At 67.8% G+C, this 16,598-nt stretch carries 16 protein-coding genes; 8 read left to right on the top strand and 8 right to left on the bottom strand.

All coding sequences use genetic code 11. The features are described from left to right. Position 1: 1 nt before the first annotated feature. Positions 2 to 517, bottom strand: a complete 516-nt coding sequence (locus tag CV_RS13505; protein WP_011136302.1) for a NuoB/complex I 20 kDa subunit family protein — start codon at positions 515 to 517, stop codon at positions 2 to 4. 43 nt (positions 518 to 560) lie between these two features. Further along, positions 561 to 1,463 carry a helix-turn-helix domain-containing protein gene (locus tag CV_RS13500; RefSeq protein WP_158303321.1) on the bottom strand — a complete coding sequence of 301 codons (903 nt, stop codon included), beginning with the start codon at positions 1,461 to 1,463 and terminating at the stop codon, positions 561 to 563. A gap of 159 nt (positions 1,464 to 1,622) precedes the next feature. Between CV_RS13500 and CV_RS13495 the strand changes: the two genes are divergently transcribed. From CV_RS13495 to CV_RS13480, 4 genes are all read left to right on the top strand, one after another. Continuing rightward, complete coding sequence (locus CV_RS13495; protein WP_011136300.1) at positions 1,623 to 3,152, top strand: thioredoxin family protein; 1,530 nt, start codon at positions 1,623 to 1,625, stop codon at positions 3,150 to 3,152. Positions 3,153 to 3,455: 303 nt separating this feature from the next. Further along, on the top strand, positions 3,456 to 3,863 hold the full coding sequence (gene arfB, locus CV_RS13490; protein ID WP_011136299.1) for an alternative ribosome rescue aminoacyl-tRNA hydrolase ArfB: 408 nt from the start codon (positions 3,456 to 3,458) through the stop codon (positions 3,861 to 3,863). A 62-nt stretch (positions 3,864 to 3,925) separates the two neighbouring features. Further along, positions 3,926 to 4,129 carry a hypothetical protein gene (locus CV_RS13485; protein WP_043596301.1) on the top strand — a complete coding sequence of 68 codons (204 nt, stop codon included), beginning with the start codon at positions 3,926 to 3,928 and terminating at the stop codon, positions 4,127 to 4,129. Then, a complete protein-coding gene (locus CV_RS13480) occupies positions 4,126 to 4,749 on the top strand; it encodes a 3'-5' exonuclease (protein WP_011136298.1) in 624 nt (207 codons plus the stop codon). Before CV_RS13485 ends, CV_RS13480 begins: the two co-directional genes overlap by 4 nt. A gap of 41 nt (positions 4,750 to 4,790) precedes the next feature. On the opposite strand, the gene CV_RS13475 is transcribed toward CV_RS13480, so the two are convergent. Continuing rightward, entirely contained in the window at positions 4,791 to 5,138 is a 348-nt protein-coding gene (locus CV_RS13475) for a hypothetical protein (RefSeq protein ID WP_011136297.1), read from the bottom strand. 214 nt (positions 5,139 to 5,352) lie between these two features. On the opposite strand from CV_RS13475, the gene CV_RS13470 reads away from it, so the two are divergent. Further along, on the top strand, positions 5,353 to 6,123 hold the full coding sequence (locus tag CV_RS13470; protein ID WP_011136296.1) for a class I SAM-dependent methyltransferase: 771 nt from the start codon (positions 5,353 to 5,355) through the stop codon (positions 6,121 to 6,123). A 164-nt stretch (positions 6,124 to 6,287) separates the two neighbouring features. Further along, a complete protein-coding gene (locus tag CV_RS13465; RefSeq protein WP_043596299.1) occupies positions 6,288 to 8,582 on the top strand; it encodes a heavy metal translocating P-type ATPase in 2,295 nt (764 codons plus the stop codon). Between the two features lie 51 nt (positions 8,583 to 8,633). Here CV_RS13465 and kdsA read toward each other — a convergent pair whose 3' ends face one another. Beyond that, positions 8,634 to 9,482, bottom strand: coding sequence for a 3-deoxy-8-phosphooctulonate synthase (gene kdsA / locus CV_RS13460; protein ID WP_011136294.1), 849 nt, complete (start codon positions 9,480 to 9,482; stop codon positions 8,634 to 8,636). 101 nt (positions 9,483 to 9,583) lie between these two features. Then, positions 9,584 to 9,922, bottom strand: coding sequence for a hypothetical protein (locus CV_RS13455; protein ID WP_011136293.1), 339 nt, complete (start codon positions 9,920 to 9,922; stop codon positions 9,584 to 9,586). A gap of 131 nt (positions 9,923 to 10,053) precedes the next feature. On the opposite strand from CV_RS13455, the gene CV_RS13450 reads away from it, so the two are divergent. After that, positions 10,054 to 10,758 carry a glutathione binding-like protein gene (locus CV_RS13450; protein WP_011136292.1) on the top strand — a complete coding sequence of 235 codons (705 nt, stop codon included), beginning with the start codon at positions 10,054 to 10,056 and terminating at the stop codon, positions 10,756 to 10,758. Positions 10,759 to 10,784: 26 nt separating this feature from the next. Continuing rightward, positions 10,785 to 11,399 carry a hypothetical protein gene (locus CV_RS22235; RefSeq protein ID WP_011136291.1) on the top strand — a complete coding sequence of 205 codons (615 nt, stop codon included), beginning with the start codon at positions 10,785 to 10,787 and terminating at the stop codon, positions 11,397 to 11,399. A gap of 39 nt (positions 11,400 to 11,438) precedes the next feature. On the opposite strand, the gene CV_RS13440 is transcribed toward CV_RS22235, so the two are convergent. From CV_RS13440 to CV_RS13430, 3 genes are read right to left on the bottom strand one after another with little or no spacing between them, the layout of a single operon-like run. Beyond that, the gene (locus CV_RS13440; RefSeq protein ID WP_011136290.1) at positions 11,439 to 11,855 is read right to left on the bottom strand and encodes a hypothetical protein; all 417 of its coding nucleotides are present in this window, start codon (positions 11,853 to 11,855) and stop codon (positions 11,439 to 11,441) included. 35 nt (positions 11,856 to 11,890) lie between these two features. Then, a complete protein-coding gene (locus CV_RS13435) occupies positions 11,891 to 14,800 on the bottom strand; it encodes a bpX6 domain-containing protein (RefSeq protein ID WP_052278836.1) in 2,910 nt (969 codons plus the stop codon). Continuing rightward, a complete protein-coding gene (locus CV_RS13430; protein WP_043596293.1) occupies positions 14,793 to 16,565 on the bottom strand; it encodes a hypothetical protein in 1,773 nt (590 codons plus the stop codon). Before CV_RS13430 ends, CV_RS13435 begins: the two co-directional genes overlap by 8 nt. Positions 16,566 to 16,598: the final 33 nt, after the last annotated feature.

Raw genomic sequence — 16,598 nt, 5'->3', positions numbered from 1 at the left:
TTCAGTTAGGCTGCCGGTTTGGCGAGCGGTCCAGCAGCTCGCGCCGGCTGGCGGTGTCGTCGCGGCGTATCTTGGCCTGCAGCTGCATCAGGCCGTACAGCAGCGCCTCGGCGGTGGGCGGGCAGCCGGGCACGTAGACGTCCACCGGCACGATGCGGTCGCAGCCGCGCACCACCGCGTAGCTGTAATGGTAGTAGCCGCCGCCGTTGGCGCAGGAGCCCATCGACAGCACGTAGCGCGGCTCCGACATCTGGTCGTAGACCTTGCGCATCGCCGGCGCCATCTTGTTGGTCAGCGTGCCGGCCACGATCATCAGGTCGGCCTGGCGCGGCGTGGCGCGCGGTATCCAGCCGAAGCGGTCCATGTCGTAGCGCGCGGCCGCCGCGTGCATCATTTCCACCGCGCAGCAGGCGAGGCCGAACGACAGATACCACAAGCTGCCGCTCTGGGCCCTGCCGAACAGGCCGTCTAGGGTGGTGAGCAGGAATCCGTCTTTTTCCAGGGAGGGGCTGTCCATCTAAGGTCTCCATTACGCAACGGACCCATGCTGCGCCACTTGCTCAGAAGGCGTCTTGCACCGAGACGACATCCCCTGTGTCTTCTACCCGCATTTCCCGCAGACCGGCGTCCACGCTGTCCATCACCAGCCGTTTCTCGCGCGCGTCGTAGCGCAGCAGATCCAGTTCGGAGCGTTGAGCAGCGTGGAGGCCCAGCGCGAACTCGCGGGGCGTGAAGCCGGACAGCAGCTTGAAATCGCGGCTCAGGTGCGCCTGGTCGAAGTAGCCGCACGCTTGCGCCAGATCGGCCAGAGAGCCTGCCCGGTCCAGGATCATTTCGCTCATCGCCCGCATGAAACGCGCCATGCGGCGCATGTCGCGCAGAGGCTGGCCGTAGCGGGCGAGGAAGCGCCGCTCGAATTGGCGCACGCTCAGGCCAGACTGTTCCGCCAGCGTGAGGCCATCCAGAAACAGGGAAGCGGCTGGTAGTCGCCAGTCGTCCAGGCCGCTGCGCGCTTCCCGCCGCGCCAGCCGGCCCATCATCCACGACGACATCGCCTCCATCCACTGCGCGGGGCCATCGCGCAGGCGCAGGCTGTCGAACAGCTTTTCCTCTTCCTCCCGGCCGATCAGCGCCTCCAGCGGCCAGATCCGGTCGGTCAGTTCATGGCTGGCAATGCCGAATATGGTTTGCAGCTGGCCGATGCACAGTGGCGCGCTGACAAACACCGTGCCGGGATCGATGCGCAGGCTCAACGGGCGGGATAGCATGCCGACGGCGAAACTGCGCGGCGAGTCCATGCGTTCCTCGCCGCGTTCGGCATGTGTGGTGCCGTCCAGCAATGCGCCGATGTAGGGAAAAGGCATGGCGGGCATCCGCAGCACGCCACCGTCGGCATCCTCGATGTGGAAGTAACGGACGATGCCGCTCAACGATAGCGGCGGCGGCAGGATCAGGCGGCTCATGGCCATCGATGATAGAAGAGCCGCGTTCGGAATGCCATCGGTATCGTCTGGCGCCTTTTGCAGCGGCGCTGCTAAGCAAATCGCCAGCCTGTCTTTATGCTTCGTGAATATTCGGTGTAGCATGGAGCCACGCATACAAAGACAGAAAGAGGCAGAGACATGAAGCGAACCTTGTTGGCGATGGCCCTGGCGCTGGCCGGTTTGATGCCGCTCGCGCATGCGGATGTCAGCGACGGCCACGCTTTGCCGCCGGGCATCAGCTGGCAGCAGGGCGATGTGCCGGCGGCGTTCGCCCGCGCGAAGGCGGAGAACAAGCCGGTGTTCCTGTACTGGGGCGCGGTATGGTGCCCGCCATGCAACCAGGTGAAGTCCACCATCTTCAATCGTCCGGACTTCATCGCCGCCACCCGCCAGTTCGTGCCGGTTTACCTGGACGGCGACAGCGAGAATGCGCAGCAGCTGGGCGAAAAATTCAAGGTGCGAGGCTACCCGACCATGATCCTGTTCCGTCCGGACGGCGCCGAGATCACCCGCCTGCCGGGCGAGGTGGATCCGGAACGTTACCTGCGCACGCTGCAGCTGGGACTGACCGCGGTGAAGCCGGTCAAGGCGCTGTTGTCCGACGCCTTGGCCGGCAACACGCTGGCGGCGGCCGACTGGCAGTTGCTGGCCGATTACGCCTGGGATGTGGACCGCGGCCAGCTGTTGCCGGAGAAGGACGTGCCCGCCACCCTGGCGCAATTGGCGGAGCGTGTGCCAGCCGAGCCGGCCGCGGTCGCGACCCGGTTGCAACTGAAGGCGCTGGCCGCCCAGGCAGGAGAGAAGGCGCCGCCGGCGTTCGACAAGCGCCAGGCGCGCGGGCGCCTGTTGCGGGTATTGGCCGATGACAAGCTGAGCCGCGCCAACGCCGACGTGGTCATTTACGCCGCAAGCGACGCGCTGAAGCTGCTGGGCGACGACGCGGCGCTGCGCCAGGCTTTCGACGCCCAGCTGAAGAAGCTGGAGGCCGATTCGACCTTGTCCTGGAGCGACAGGCTGGGCGCGGCCTCCACGCTGCTGTCCCTGTACAAGCAGCAGCATCCCAAGCAGCCGTTGCCGGCCGGGTTGGTGGCCGACGTGAAAGCCAAGGCGGCGGAGGCCGACAAGGCCAGCGCCAACCCTTATCAGCGCCAGGCGGTGATCACCGCCGCCGGCGAGCTGCTGTCCGACGCCGGCCTGCTGGACGAATCCGACACCCTGCTGAAGGGCGAGCTGAAAACCTCGCACGCCCCGTATTACCATATGCTGATCCTGGCCTCCAACGCCAAGGAGCGCGGCGACAAGGCCGCCGCGCTGGACTGGTACCAGAAGGCCTACCAGGCGTCGGAAGGGCAGGCTACCCGCTTGCAGTGGGGCGCTAGCTACGTCAGCAACGCGGTGGAGCTGGCGCCGCAGGACGCTGGCCGGATCGAGCTTGCGGCCAGCGAGGTGTTCGCCGACGCGGGCAAGTCGGGCAGCGCCTTCTACGAACGCAGCCGCCGCTCGCTGGAAAAGGTGGCCGGCCGGCTCAAGACCTGGAACCAGGACGGCAAGCACGCGGACGCCGTCGGCAGGCTGGCCGGTCAACTGAATGGCGTATGCGAGAAGCTGTCTGCCGAGGATGCGCAGAAACCGGTGTGCGACGGCCTGGTGAAGGAACTGAAGTCTTGATCGGCTCGGCCTGATCGAGACCCGCCCGCCCGCCAGCCCGGCGCGGCGGGTCTCGCCGTTTTCAGCCGGCCGGCAGGGTGCAGCGGCACCAGCGCTTCGCGGCCGGGCCTCTCCGACCCCGGCGAGGCGCCATGCGAAACCGGATCGCCGGCGCGATGGCCAGCATCGGCGCGGCGCGCGCCAACGCGCTCCGTTCCGCCTGCAGCGCGCGGTTCGCAGGCTTGGCGCTTGATGCGGACAGGCCGCGCGGACCATGGAGTCCGCGCGGTTTATAATGCTTGTTTCGCAACGATTGTTTCAGCCATGCCGCCTTCCCTGTATCTGGTCAAAGAGGACGAGGTGACGTTCACCGCGATGCGCGCCCAGGGCGCCGGCGGCCAGAACGTCAACAAGGTCTCGTCCGCCGTCCACCTGCGTTTCGACATCGCGGCTTCGTCGCTGCCGGCCTGGCTGCGCGAACGGCTGCTGGGCCTGAGCGACCAGCGGCTGAGCAAGGACGGCGTGCTGGTGATCAAGGCGCAGCAGCATCGCACCCAGGAGCAGAACCGCGCGGACGCGATCGATCGGCTGCAGGCGCTGGTAGACGCCGTCAGCCACACGCCCAAGACGCGCCGCGCCACCAAGCCGACTTATGGCTCGAAGCAGCGCCGACTGGAGGGGAAGTCAAGGCGCTCGGCGGTGAAATCGCTGCGCGGACGCGTCGGCGATTAGCCTTGGGAACCGAAGCCGCGTACAATGCGCGGCTTTATCGCAAGTAATTGAAGGGAAAGGCCATGGCCCGGAAACAGCAGGAACAACTGGACGAGGAGACGCTGGCGCTGCTGGCCTGGTGCGCGGAAGTGGAAACCCATCTGGTCGCCGCCGGCGCCACCGTGGCCGAAGCGCAGGAGCATATCGAGGATCAGGCCGAGTGGTACACCGACCAGTTCTTCGAAGGCCTGACGCCGGAAGAGGCGGCCAAGGCCGCGCTGGCATGAGACAGCGCGTCGCCGTCATCGACTTCGAAACCAACGGCGCGACGCCGGGCGGCGACTGCCGCGCCACCGAGATCGGCGTGGCGATGGTGGAGGACGGACGCGTGGTCGACCGTTTCCACAGCCTGATGAACGCCGGCGTCTGGGTGCCGCCGATGATAGAGCGGCTGACCGGCATCAGCAACGCGATGCTGAAAGACGCGCCGCCGGCGGAGCGGGTGATGCGGGACGCTGCCCATTTCGTCGGCGACGCCCCGCTGGCCGCGCACAACGCCGGCTTCGACCGCAAGTTCTGGGACTACGAACTGGGCTTGCTTGGCCTGTCGCGCCGACAGGATTTCGCCTGCACGCTGCTGCTGTCGCGCCGCCTGCTGCCGCAGGCGCCGGACCACAAGCTGGGCACGCTGGCGCGCTGGGCCGGCCTGCCCGACACCGGGCGCGCCCACCGCGCGATGGCCGACGCTGAAATGGCGGCCCAACTGATGCTGTTGCTTGGCGATACGCTGAGCCGGCAGTTCCATCTGGCGGACATCGACCACGCCTTGCTGTGCAAGCTGCAGAAGGTGACGGCAGCCAAGGTCAAACCCTATTTGCGCGAGTTGCAGGCCGCAACCGCGGCATGAAAAAGCGGAAGCCTGGGCTTCCGCTTTTGCTTTGCGGCGGGTCATTTTTCCTGCGGCGTGATGACCTGGACCACATAGGCATAGGGCCCGTTCGGCGGGCGTTGCGCGATATAGGCGCAATACCAGTTGGAGCCCCAGGGCAGGCCGGTGTCCCATGGCGTGTTGGGCGCGTCGTCCCAGGTCCATTTCTTGGTCTGATCCTGCGGATTGGACGGGAAGTGGGTGCCGTCGTAGACGTGGATCTGGCCCTGCTGGGCGCGGAACGGAGCGGTGCTGCTCCATCTGAGCCAGAGATTGCCGTGTTGCTGGAACGCGGTCAGCGTCCAGGCGTAGCTCTTGGTGGCCGTCGCTTCCGCGATGGCGGCCTCGGTTTCGGTGGCAGTGGACATATTGCCCTCCGGAAGTATTTGGGAAGATGATGGGCGGCGAGGGTCAGTCTTCGAAATCGCCGAATAGGCGATGGGGGCGAGCCAGGCGGTACGGCCGGCAGGGTAGGGTGCCGCCCTGGTCCATATTAGATATCGCGAAGCGCATTAAAAATACGTACCAATACTGTATTTGTTGAAATAATTTCACGCGCTGCTGCAAGGCGACGAGGGAAATATGGATGCATTGCATGGCAAGGCGCGGGACGGATTTTCCCGGGAGGCGCAGGCCTATGAGCGCGGCCGGCCGGAGTACGCGCCGGAGTTGGCGGACTGGCTGAGGCGCCAACTGGGATTGAACGACAGGGCGATCGCGCTGGATCTGGGCGCGGGCACCGGCAAGTTCAGCCGCCTGCTGGCGACGGTGGCAGGCGAAACGTTGGCGGTGGAGCCGGTGGAAGCGATGCGCGCCCAGTTGCAGGCCCGCCTGCCGAGCTTGCGGGCGCTGCCGGGAACGGCGGAAGCGATTCCGCTGCCGGATGCGTCGGTGGACGCCGTGACCTGCGCGCAGGCCTTCCACTGGTTCGCCAACGAGCGCGCGCTGAGCGAGATCCACCGGGTGCTGAAGCCGGGCGGCCGACTGGGCTTGGTATGGAATGTGCGCGACGAGTCCTGCGGCTGGGTGGCGCAGATCAGCGCGCTGCTGGCGCCGTATGAGGGGTATACGCCGCGCTTCCACTCCGGAGAATGGCGCAGGCCGTTCGAAACCGCCGGCTATTTCGCCGCGCCGGCGTTGACGGCGCTGCCGCACCGCCATGTCGGCCCGCCGGAGCGGGTGATCATCGACCGTTTTCTATCCGTCAGCTTCATCGCCGCGCTGCCGGACGATGAAAAACGGCGTTTCGCCGAAGCCCTGCGCCGCCTGATCGCCACCCATCCCGATTTGCGCGGCCGGGACGTGGTGGCCTTCCCCTATCGGACCGAAGCATACCGCTGCGTCCGGCGTTAATGCTTGGCGCGGTTCTCGGTACTCCGGAGCCGGGCCGGCGATGGTTTCGCTCGCGTTGGCGGAGCCGCTCCTGTTTCCGGCAGAGGGCTGCCGCGCCGCCAGCAGAACGCTCGCGGTGGTGTACATTCCGAACAGGGAGCCGGATTGGCATGGGGGGCGTTGCGATGTCACGTCGGGATTTGCCGTGGAATGTGGCGCTGTTGGCCATGCCCGCCGCGGCCCTGCTGTTTGCGCTGATCCGCCAGACATGGGGCGGCGGGGAAGGCGCGTCGCTGTTGCTGTTGTTATCCTCGCTGCCCATGCTGGGCGTGCTGCTGCTCGACGCCGCTCGGGCCTTGAGGCGGCGGCAGATCGGCGTGGATGTGCTGGCCGTGCTGTCCATCGCGGTGGCCATCGCGCTGGACGAGCAGGCGACCGCGGCCGTCATCGCCGCGATGGCCGCGACAGGGCGTTTGCTTGACGCTTTCGCGGCGGGCAAGGCGGCGCGGGAAATGGCGGCCTTGCTGCAGCGCGCGCCGCGCCTGGCCCACCGGCTGGACGGCGAGGCGCTGAGCACGGTGGCGATAGAGGACATCCGCCCCGGAGACGCGCTGCTGGTCATGCAGGGGGAGATGGTGCCGGTCGACGGGCCGCTGGACAGCGGCGAGGCGGCGCTGGACGAATCGCCGTTGACCGGCGAGTCCCTGCCGGTGAGGATGGTGGCCGGCGGATGGCTGCGCAGCGGCGCCATCAACGCCGGCGAGACGCTGCGCATGATCGCGGCCCGCCGGGCTGAGGACAGCACTTTCAACGGCATCGTCAAGCTGGTGGGGCAAGCCGCCTCCAGCAAGGCGCCGGCGTCGCGCCTGGCCGACCGTTACGCCTTGGGATTCACTCCCGCGGCCTTGGCGCTCGCGGCGCTGGCCTGGTGGGCGAGCGGCGATCCGACGCGCGGCCTGGCGGTGCTGGTGGTGGCCACGCCTTGCCCCTTGCTGCTGGCGGTGCCGGTCGCCTTGATGTCGGGCATTTCCAATTGCGCAGGGCGCGGCGTGCTGGTCAAAGGCGGCCATGCGCTGGAGGCGCTGGCCGCGGCGGATGTGCTGTTCTTCGACAAGACCGGCACGCTGACCGGCGGCCAGGCGGCGCTGACCGACGTCCGCGCCTATGGCGCGCGCGAAGCCGGCGCCTTGCTGCGCTTTGCCGCCGCGCTGGACCAGATGTCCTGCCATGTCTTGGCCGCGGCCATTTTGAGAGCGGCGCATGAGCGCGGCAGCGGTCCGCTGCCCTTGCCGCAACAGGTCGAGGAGCAGCCCGGCGCCGGGATCCGCGGCGTGGTGGAGGGGCGGCGCGTGGCGATCGGCACGGCGCAATATGTCTTGCTCCACGCGGCGGCGGAGCCGTGGCTGCTCGAGGAGGAAAGGCGGATGGCCACGGAGGGCGCTTCCGCGGTCTTCGTCGCCGTGGATGGACGGCTGGAGGGCGTGCTGGAACTGTCCGACCAGCTGCGGCTGGAAACGCCGCGGGCTTTGAGGCTGTTGCGCCGCGCCGGCGTGAGGCGGATGGTGATGCTGACCGGGGACCGGCGCGAGGTGGCCGAGTCCATAGGCGGCGGCATAGGCGTGGACGAAGTGCATGCGGAGCTGTCGCCGGCCGACAAGCTGGAACGCGTCGTCCAGGCGTCCCGCGAGCGGCAGCGCAGCGTGATGGTGGGAGACGGCGTCAACGATGCGCCGGCCTTGGCCGCCGCCGGAGTCGGCGTGGCGATGGGCGCCCGCGGTTCGGCCGCCGCGGCGGAAAGCGCCGACATCGTGCTGTTGGCGGATCGACTGGACAAATTGGCGGAGGCGAAGATGGTGGCCGTCGCCGCGCTGCGGCTGGCCGCGCAAAGTGCCGCCTTGGGCATGGGCCTGTCTCTGCTGGCCATGCTGTGCGCGGCGGCCGGTTATTTGCCGCCGCTGGAGGGGGCCTTGCTGCAGGAGGCGATAGACGTGGCGGCCATCGCGAACGCCTTGCGCGCGCTGGGCGTCCGCCCCTTGCGGGGGCAGGGCAAGACTTTGCCGGAGGCGAAGCTGAGCGCCTTGCGCGAAGAACACAGGCTGCTCGAGCCCTTGTTGGCCAAGCTGTCGGATCTGGCCAGATCGCTGCCGTCCATGGCGGCCGAATCCAGGCTGGGCGCGATGGATGAGTTGGACGCTTGGCTGCGGCTGGAACTGTTGCCGCATGAAGAGGCCGATGAGCGCGCGCTGTATCCCGCAGTCTCGCCGCTACTGGGCGGCGATGACCCCTTGGCCGCGCTGAGCCGCAGCCACCAAGAAATCTTCCGCGGCATCCACAGGCTGGCGCGTTTGTTCGCCCAGCACAGGGACGCGCCGTCGGAGCCGGGCATCCAGGACATCCAGCAGGCGCTTTACGGCCTGGAGGCGGTGCTCAGACTGCATTTCGCCCAGGAGGACGAGCTGTTCAACAGCCTGAGCGCTTGAACCCGCGCCGGGCGGACTGGTCCGCCGCGGCGAGGCGCATGGCCGCCGGGCTCAGTCTATCTGCAGCGGGGCGAAGGACTTGACCAGATCGTCGATGGCCTTGACTTGGGCCAGGAAGGGCTCCAGCTGCGCCAGCGGCAGCGCGCTGGGACCGTCGCACTTGGCCTCGGCCGGATTCGGGTGGGCCTCCAGGAACAGGCCGGCCAAACCCACCGCCATGCCGGCGCGCGCCAGCTCCGCCACCTGGGCGCGGCGGCCGCCGGAAGCGGCGGCGCCGGATTCGCGCTGCTGCAGCGAGTGGGTGACGTCGAAGATCACCGGGCGGTTGCCGCTGACTTTCTTCATCACGCCGAAGCCCAGCATGTCCACCACCAGGTTGTCGTAGCCGAGGCAGGTGCCGCGGTCGCACAGGATCAGCTGCTCGTTGCCGGCTTCGACGAACTTTTCCACCACGTTCTGAATCTGGGCCGGGCTCATGAACTGCGGCTTCTTGATGTTGACGGCGCGGCCGGTCTTGGCCAGCGCTTCCACCAGGTCGGTCTGACGGGCGAGGAAGGCCGGCAGCTGCACCACGTCGGCCACTTCGGCCACCGGCGCGGCCTGCCACGGCTCGTGCACGTCGGTGATCACCGGCACGCCGAACGTATCTTTCACCGCCTGCAGGATCTTCATGCCTTCTTCCAGGCCCGGGCCGCGGTAAGAATGGATCGACGAGCGGTTGGCCTTGTCGAAGCTGCCCTTGAACACGTAGGGGATGCCCAGCTTCTGGGTGACGCGGACGTATTCCTCGGCGGCGCGCAGCGCCAGGTCGCGGGATTCCAGCACATTGATGCCGCCGAACAGCGTGAACGGCGCTTCGTTGCCGACGGTGACGGACGGGGAAAGAGTGACGTTGATCAAGGGATTCTTCCTGTATGCGTGCGCGGCCGGGCGGAACGCCGCGGCCGGATTGAGCAAAGCGACATGATATACCCGCGGCGCGGCGCGGACCATCCCGGCGCTCAGGCGCCGCCCTGCGCCACCACCTCGGGAACCGTGTCGCGCGAGCGGACGCAGGCGTCGACCGAGCCGGCGACGCCGTTGTGCTTCAGGCTCGCGCACCATTTCCTTTTCAGCTGCAGATTGATCGCGCAGGCGTTGGTTGCGGGTTTGCCGGGCTCTTTCGCGGTAGAGAAAATGCAGGTCTGCATCTTGGGGCTTTCGATCTCGTCCGTTTCGTAGCGCTGCTGGCAGATGGCGATGGCCCAGTGCATCGGTTCGCCTGGCGCGTTGGCGGGGCAGGCGGCCCTGGCCGGCAGGCTGGTTGAGGCAAGGGCGAGGGCGGCGAGGAGGCTGCGCATGGTCTGATTCCGGCTGCGGCTAAGGATGATCAAGGGCGGGATCCTAGCATGGCCGGGTTTGCGCCGCGAGAGACGGCGAAATGCCGGGCGGGTATAGTGGGCGTTTTGCCGCTCACCAGAAAGATCACGCCATGGCAGACCTGTCCGCCTTTCCCATTACCGGCAAGTGGCCGGCCCAACACCCCGACCGCCTGCAGCTTTACTCGCTGCCGACGCCCAATGGCGTCAAGGTTTCCATCATGCTGGAGGAAACCGGCTTGCCCTACGAGGCGCACTTGGTCAGTTTCGAGAGCAACGACCAGCTGTCGCCGGCATTCCTGTCGCTGAACCCGAACAATAAAATCCCGGCCATCCTCGATCCGAACGGCCCGGACGGCAAGCCGCTGGCGCTGTTCGAGTCCGGCGCCATCCTGATCTACCTGGCCGACAAGACCGGCCAGTTGCTGCCCAAGAGCCCGGCCGCGCGCTACGAGGCCATCCAGTGGCTGATGTTCCAGATGGGCGGCGTGGGGCCGATGTTCGGCCAGCTTGGCTTCTTCCATAAGTTCGCCGGCAAGGACTACGAGGACAAGCGCCCGCGCGACCGTTATGTCGCAGAATCGCGCCGCTTGCTGCAGGTGCTGGAGGGACGGATGGCCGGCCGCGCCTGGATCATGGGCGACGAGTACACCATCGCCGACATCGCCATCTGGCCGTGGGTACGCAACCTGGTCGGTTTCTACGGCGCCGGAGAACTGGTGGGCTTCGATGACTTTCCCAACATCCAGCGCGTTGTGCAGGCCTTTGCCGAGCGGCCGGCGGTGGCGCGCGGCCTGGCGATACCGGCGCGGGACTGAGGCCGGAGAGCGAGCAAGGAGTGGCGATGAAATTCGGATATTTCGCGGCGCTGGCCGCATTCTGCTGCGCCGCCGCGCAGGCGGCGGAGCCATCCAAAGCCCAGATCGTCCGCTGGCTGGGCGAGGTCGGCAAGGTGGAGCTGGGCGATGTCTATTCGCTGGCGCTGAAAGGCGGCGAGAAGGCCTACCTGGCATCGGCGGGTTTTCCGGATCAGGGACGCAACTTCATGCAAGGCTATGTCCTGGCGCGTCCCGCGCTCGGCAAAGCCGTCGTGCTCAAGGACTTCGGCGGGCAAAGCAGCGATGTGACGGTGCTGTCTCACGATAGCCGCAGGGGTTATATGGTGATTCTGGGCAGTTCGGGCTCCGGCCAGGGCAGCTCCAGCGCGGTGTACAGCGTGGTGTTGTTCGATGGCTGGCGCGCCAGGGTGCTGTTCAAGGCGGAAGAGGGGGACAACTTCGGCGACTGCGGGGAAGGGGGAAAGGCCTGCGAGGGCAGCCAGGTGTTTCTGAACCCGCTGGCGGGGCCTGGCGATCAGCCCCGGCTGGCGGTGACCACCGTCCGCTACGCTGGGCCCGACGAGCATCGGATCAAAACCAGCGTCAGCTCGAAGGTGGTCACGCTGTCTTATCCGAAGTGAGGCCGACGGGGCGGGCGCCCGGCCCCGCCTTCCGCGACTTCAGCGCAACGCGCCGCGCTTCACGTGCGGCTCGCGCATGCTGCCGCTGTCTATCTTCCAGCCGCCGCCCTGCTTGACCACCACGTAGCGGGCCTTTTCCTCGCCGCCCTTGGGATGGGGCTTGGCCTGCTCGTCGGACGGGCGGGTCGGATCCAGCTGATAGCGGACCACGAATTCGCAGCGGCGCGGGCCGCATTGCTGCGGCTGCACGCCGTAGCCGGTGATCAGCGTCACCATGTCCCAGCCCGGCTCGTCCTGGTAGTTGGCGAAGTAGCGGGCGGCCGGGTATTCCTGCAGCCGCATGCCGGCGGCGTCCTTGGCCAGATAGTTTTCCAGCATGGCCTGCGGCGCGCCGGCCGCCGAGGCGATCGGGGCGGCCAGCGCCAGGCAGAGCAGGGGGATGCTTGCGTTCATCATCAAATATTCCTTGTCATCGTTATGAGGCAGAGCCATCAGGCTATGGTGAGCATGCTGGCGTAGCAGCGTTCCATGTCCATGATCGCGACCCGGCCGAAGCGGTCGAACATCAGCCAGCAGTCGCCGTACATTTTGGTCCAGACGAAGACGCCGGCCGGCCAGGAGAAAGCGATGTCCGGATACGATTCGCCGTCGCGGGCCAGTACCACGCAGCTATCGCTCTCCTGTCGCAGCGATACCGCCAGCCCCGCTCGGCCCAGGGTGACGTTGATCGCGGCTCCGGACATCTGGGGCGGCAGCGCCAGGCCATGCTCCTTTTCCTTGCCGGGGCGCTGGCTGACCAGCCAGGGGCTGTCCTTCTCGTCCCACGCCATCCAGAAGTAGCGGTAGCCGCCCCAGCGCGAAGGAATGACCGATACTTCGGTATTCTTTTCCAGCGCCGGCACATGGCCGCGTGACGCCAGCCGCCGGCCGGGCAGGCTGTATTGCCACAACAGCATTTTATTGTCGGGATCGACCAGCTCGTACTGCTCGCAAGACGGGCTGCGCAGAATGCGGACCGCGCGTCCCGGCAGCTTGTCTATCTGCCACAGCACGCGGCCGAGTCCGTGGCCGGTGTCCAGTATCCGGATCGCGTCGCCCTGGCCGACCGTCCAGCCGACGCCGTCGAAGCTGGCGGCGTAGCAATCGACGGCGATGGCGCCCAGGTCGCGCTGTTCGCGCGTCACCAGGTCCAGCCGCTGCACGCACAGCATCTCGCCGCGGTGGATCGCGGCAAGGGCGACCTGGCCGCTGTCGGCCAGTACGATATTATCCGCCGGCGCGGAGAAACGATGCAGAACCTTGCCTCTGTCGTCGCGCAGGGTGACGCCGGCCTCGCCTTGCGCGACCAGCAGGCGCAGGTCGGGCAGCAAGGCGATGTCGCTTACCGCCTGGCCGCCGGCGGCGGGGACGGATATCCAGGACACCTCCTTTTTGTCGGCGAAGGGGTTGGGTTTGGGCGATGGCAGCTTGCCGGGCAGATCCGCGCGCAGCAGGGGATCCTGGGCGATGTCCAGCAGGCCTTGCAGCTGCTGAGTGCCGAGCCGGCCCATGCCTTTGTCCTGGTCGACCAGCCAGGCGTTGAACAAGGCGCGCGCCAGCAGGCGGGTTTCATCGTTATGGCTGTCCAGCGCCAGCAAGGCGTGGGCGATCGCCGCGCGCTCCGTCCCGCGGGCGTCGTCGTCGCGTATCGCCAGGATGCGCGCCTCCTGGCTGTCCAGCGAGTCCGGCAACAGCCGGGCGCGCTTGACCACGGCCTCTGCGGCCAGGCTGCCGCCGGCCTCTTCCGCGCGCAGCAGCCATTCGGTCGCGCGTTCGCGCATCGACGCTATCGGCCAGATCGCCTGCGCCGCGTCCAGCCAGCGGCCCTGGTCGACCAGGGCCTGCGCCCATTCTTCGCGCAATTGGCGCGCCGCCACCGGCCAGCGGGATTCCAGCAAGGCGATGGCCTCGGCGAAGGTGCCGTCGCGTCTCGCCACCGCCATCGCCCGCGGCAGATCGCCGGCCTGGCACATCAGGCGCACGATCAAAGAGGCTTCCATGTCCCAGAGCAGGGCCAACTCCGCGGCCTGGCTGTAGCGCTCATGCTTCTCCAGGTAATGGATCGCCTCGGCGTGGGATTGCAGCAGCTCGGCCAGCACGAATATCGCCTGCTCGACATTGCCTTCCCGGTCCAGCTTTTCGAAGGTCTTGCGGTACAGCTGGCGCAGGTGGCGGTTGAGGTCTTCGCCCAGATCGATCGAGGGTCCGGCGGCGTCGTTTCTCATCCCCAGCTTCAAGTCACGGCGGGCATGGGGCAGGCCGAAGGCCTGGCCGGCGCTGCCGCCTTCGCCTCCCAGCGGAATGGCGTGGCGCAAGGCATCCTGCAGGCGGCCGTTTTCGAACATCTCCAGCATCTGCCGCATATAGGCGGCCTGGCGACGGCCCAGGATGCCGGACAGATGGCTGGTCATCGCCGCGCGGGCCAGCCAGTCGCGCCAGGCCTGGGGCAGCACGCGCTCCACGCTTCGCCGCGCGGGAATCAGCGCCTGGGCGATGGCGCCCGGCTTGCTTGTTTTCCGGGTTCCGCCAGCCTGCTTCGGGCTGGATGGCTGGGATGGAACGGATGTCTTCCGCGGGGCGGATTCCTGTCTGTTTTGCCATGAGCGGACGGCCAGCGCGATCAGCATCAGCCAGGGGAAAAAGTGGGCGCCGCCGGAAGATGGGCCGGATCCTGTGGACGAGGGTCCGCCATCGCCGCCGGAGGAGGCGATGAAGGCGCCCAGCGCCAGGCAGGCGCCGAGCACGGCAAGCGCGATCAGCGGTTTGCGCCAGGCGGGCGCCTTGGCCGTGGCGGCCGACGGCGTAGCGCGCCCTGCTTGCAGGGCGCTGAGAAACTGCTTTTGCTCGTGGCTGGCGGCGGGGATCCGCTCGCCCAACAGCTGTCGTATGCCCTGCGTGGTGGGGGCCAACGGTTGTTCCTGCGCGGCTTCGGCGATGTGGCAATCGTACATCGCGTGGATGGCGGGCGCGGACACGTCCAGCCATTCGCCAGGCTTGAGAACCTCGGCGTCCGCCAGCCTCAGTGCCTGCACCTTGCCGCCCCGGACCAGCCACAGGTCGGCCGCGGGCAGTTTTTCATATTCGTCGGCCGCTATCCGCGCCGAGCACAGGGTGCGGCCCAGCTTTTGCAATGGCCAGCCGGGCAGGCGTTCGCAATCCTGCTCCATGGGCGCGGCGTAGCGCAGCAGATCGCCTTCCGGAAAGCGGTAGGCGGCGGCGCCCGCGTGCCAGTTGGCCAGGATGCGAAGCCGGCGTTCGGACTCGCCGTACCGGTCGGCGGGCAACCAGAGGCCGGACAGCCATGCGCGGCCGCTCAGCACCGGCTGGCGTATTTCGGAGCCTAAGGAGAGGTTTTCAGTCATGTGCTTTGCCTGCGGCCTGGTTTTGCAGATGGAGAACCACGGCGCGGGCGGCCAGGGAGTACACGATCAACTCTCTTTGTTCGGTCAGCAGCGCGATGCCGGCGCAGGAGGGCGTATAGCTGAGCCGGGCGATCGGCGACGCAGTCCCGTACAACGGCAGGATCTTGTCTTCGTCCAGCAGGGCGATCTGATTCTGCTTGTCGTGGACCAGCAGCAAGCGCGGCTTGTCGGTCAATTGCACGCCTATCGCGCGCCAGCCTGCGGGAAGCAGGCATTCCCGGCCATCCGGCGCGCCGCCGCCGCTGCCGGCGTGTAGCCGCCAGCTTTCCCGCTCGCCGCCGCGCAGCAGGACCGCGCAGGCGAAGCGCCGGTCTTGCGGCAGCCCGTGCAGCAACACTCGACTATAGGTGTCGGCCGCGATGCCGGGGGCGACTTCCACCGCCTTCTGGTCGTGATCGGCGCCCAGCCAGCCTAGACGGAGCTGGCCGTTCTGCTGGCGGGCGTATAGCAGGGAGGCGCCGTCTATCTGGCAGAGGGCCTGCACGCCGCCGCATTGTTGGCGCATGGGGGCGGTTCCGGCAGCGCCCCCGCTTTCCCAATAGACAAGATTGCCGTTCAAGTCGCGCAAATACAGCCTGCCGCCGGATTTGCCGGGCAGCCAGGCGGCATCCAGCAAGGTGGAGGATCCCGGGGAAGCATGGAATTCGGCCTGCTGCGGCAGCGGCACCTTGCCTATGCGCGGGAACTGCAGGCAGCTCAGCTGGGCGCCGCGCTGAACCACGGCGCCCAGGGTCTTGGCCGTGAATGCCCGCGCCAGCAGGGTGCTGGCCCTGTGCCATTGCAGCTGGCGCGCCTTCTGTTTCGATGTTTGTCCCGGTTTGTCCACCGGCAGCATCAGTGCCGCGTAGCCGCCCTGAAGCGAGACGGCGACATGGCGGCCATTGGGAGACAGCAGCGGCGCGTGACGCAGGGAAAAGCGCCGCGTCTCTGTCCGCACGGTAGCCTGGCCGGCTTGGAAGCGCCCCTGCAGCAGCGCGAGGCCGGCATCGCCGGACGGCAGCGGCAGCTTTAGCGCGCGCTCGCCGCGGCGATCGCGGATGGCGACGCGCAACGCGTCGCCGCGCAGCGTGGGCGCGATGTCGGCCTGGTGGGTGAACTGCGGCGCCAGCAGGCCTTGCTGGTCCAGGGGGTAGCCTACCAGCCAGCACTCGTCGGCGGCGGGCCGCGTAGACAGATCGTCGAGCCACGCCTGGTACAGCTGGGCGTTGAAATTGCGGTAGGCGCGGGCACGCAGCAGCTGTTTCAGCGCATCGGGCGCGGCACCTTGCCGCCATTCGCCCGGCGCCTGCAGGCTGCCCCAATGGAATTCGCCGCCGGCGGCCCTGGCGCGGTGATCGAGCAGGATGCACAGCGCCAGATGGGCCAGCCTGGGCGCGCCCAGCTGCCAGCTGCCGGCATGGAACAGCGCGACGATGCGCCGGTCGGCCTGGCGTTCGCGCGGGGCGGGCGACAGGAATAGATGTTCGCCGCTGGCGGCGCGGCGCAGGAATTCGTCGGGGACTTCGTCGGCCAGCAGCCATTCCGACGCCAGCAGGCGTTGGTAGGAGCCGCGGCGGCGCAAGTCGTCCAGGCCTTGCGCGGCCAGCTCGTCGCCGCGGCTGGCGTCATGGTGGACGCCCAGCGCCGGGGCGAGGCGTCGCAGTAGCTCGCCCAGCTCGGTGGCGAGCTCGGCGGAAAAGCCGTTCAGGCAGTCATGCCATGGCATGAGCGCTTCGGGTAATCGCATAAGTATGGTCAG

This window comes from Chromobacterium violaceum ATCC 12472 (genome assembly GCF_000007705.1).
Lineage (GTDB): Bacteria > Pseudomonadota > Gammaproteobacteria > Burkholderiales > Chromobacteriaceae > Chromobacterium > Chromobacterium violaceum.
The sequence above is the reverse complement of the archived record's forward strand: the minus strand, read 5'-3'. Positions and strand labels throughout refer to the sequence as shown.

Bases quoted from the DNA above. Each gene is read 5' to 3' on its own strand.
- CV_RS13505 (WP_011136302.1), bottom strand. From the start codon at position 517: ATGGACAGCCCCTCCCTGGAAAAAGACGGATTCCTGCTCACCACCCTA.
- CV_RS13500 (WP_158303321.1), bottom strand. From the start codon at position 1,463: ATGAGCCGCCTGATCCTGCCGCCGCCGCTATCGTTGAGCGGCATCGTC.
- CV_RS13495 (WP_011136300.1), top strand. From the start codon at position 1,623: ATGAAGCGAACCTTGTTGGCGATGGCCCTGGCGCTGGCCGGTTTGATG.
- arfB (WP_011136299.1), top strand. From the start codon at position 3,456: ATGCCGCCTTCCCTGTATCTGGTCAAAGAGGACGAGGTGACGTTCACC.
- CV_RS13485 (WP_043596301.1), top strand. From the start codon at position 3,926: ATGGCCCGGAAACAGCAGGAACAACTGGACGAGGAGACGCTGGCGCTG.
- CV_RS13480 (WP_011136298.1), top strand. From the start codon at position 4,126: ATGAGACAGCGCGTCGCCGTCATCGACTTCGAAACCAACGGCGCGACG.
- CV_RS13475 (WP_011136297.1), bottom strand. From the start codon at position 5,138: ATGTCCACTGCCACCGAAACCGAGGCCGCCATCGCGGAAGCGACGGCC.
- CV_RS13470 (WP_011136296.1), top strand. From the start codon at position 5,353: ATGGATGCATTGCATGGCAAGGCGCGGGACGGATTTTCCCGGGAGGCG.
- CV_RS13465 (WP_043596299.1), top strand. From the start codon at position 6,288: ATGTCACGTCGGGATTTGCCGTGGAATGTGGCGCTGTTGGCCATGCCC.
- CV_RS13455 (WP_011136293.1), bottom strand. From the start codon at position 9,922: ATGCGCAGCCTCCTCGCCGCCCTCGCCCTTGCCTCAACCAGCCTGCCG.
- CV_RS13450 (WP_011136292.1), top strand. From the start codon at position 10,054: ATGGCAGACCTGTCCGCCTTTCCCATTACCGGCAAGTGGCCGGCCCAA.
- CV_RS22235 (WP_011136291.1), top strand. From the start codon at position 10,785: ATGAAATTCGGATATTTCGCGGCGCTGGCCGCATTCTGCTGCGCCGCC.
- CV_RS13440 (WP_011136290.1), bottom strand. From the start codon at position 11,855: ATGATGAACGCAAGCATCCCCCTGCTCTGCCTGGCGCTGGCCGCCCCG.
- CV_RS13435 (WP_052278836.1), bottom strand. From the start codon at position 14,800: ATGACTGAAAACCTCTCCTTAGGCTCCGAAATACGCCAGCCGGTGCTG.
- CV_RS13430 (WP_043596293.1), bottom strand. From the start codon at position 16,565: ATGCCATGGCATGACTGCCTGAACGGCTTTTCCGCCGAGCTCGCCACC.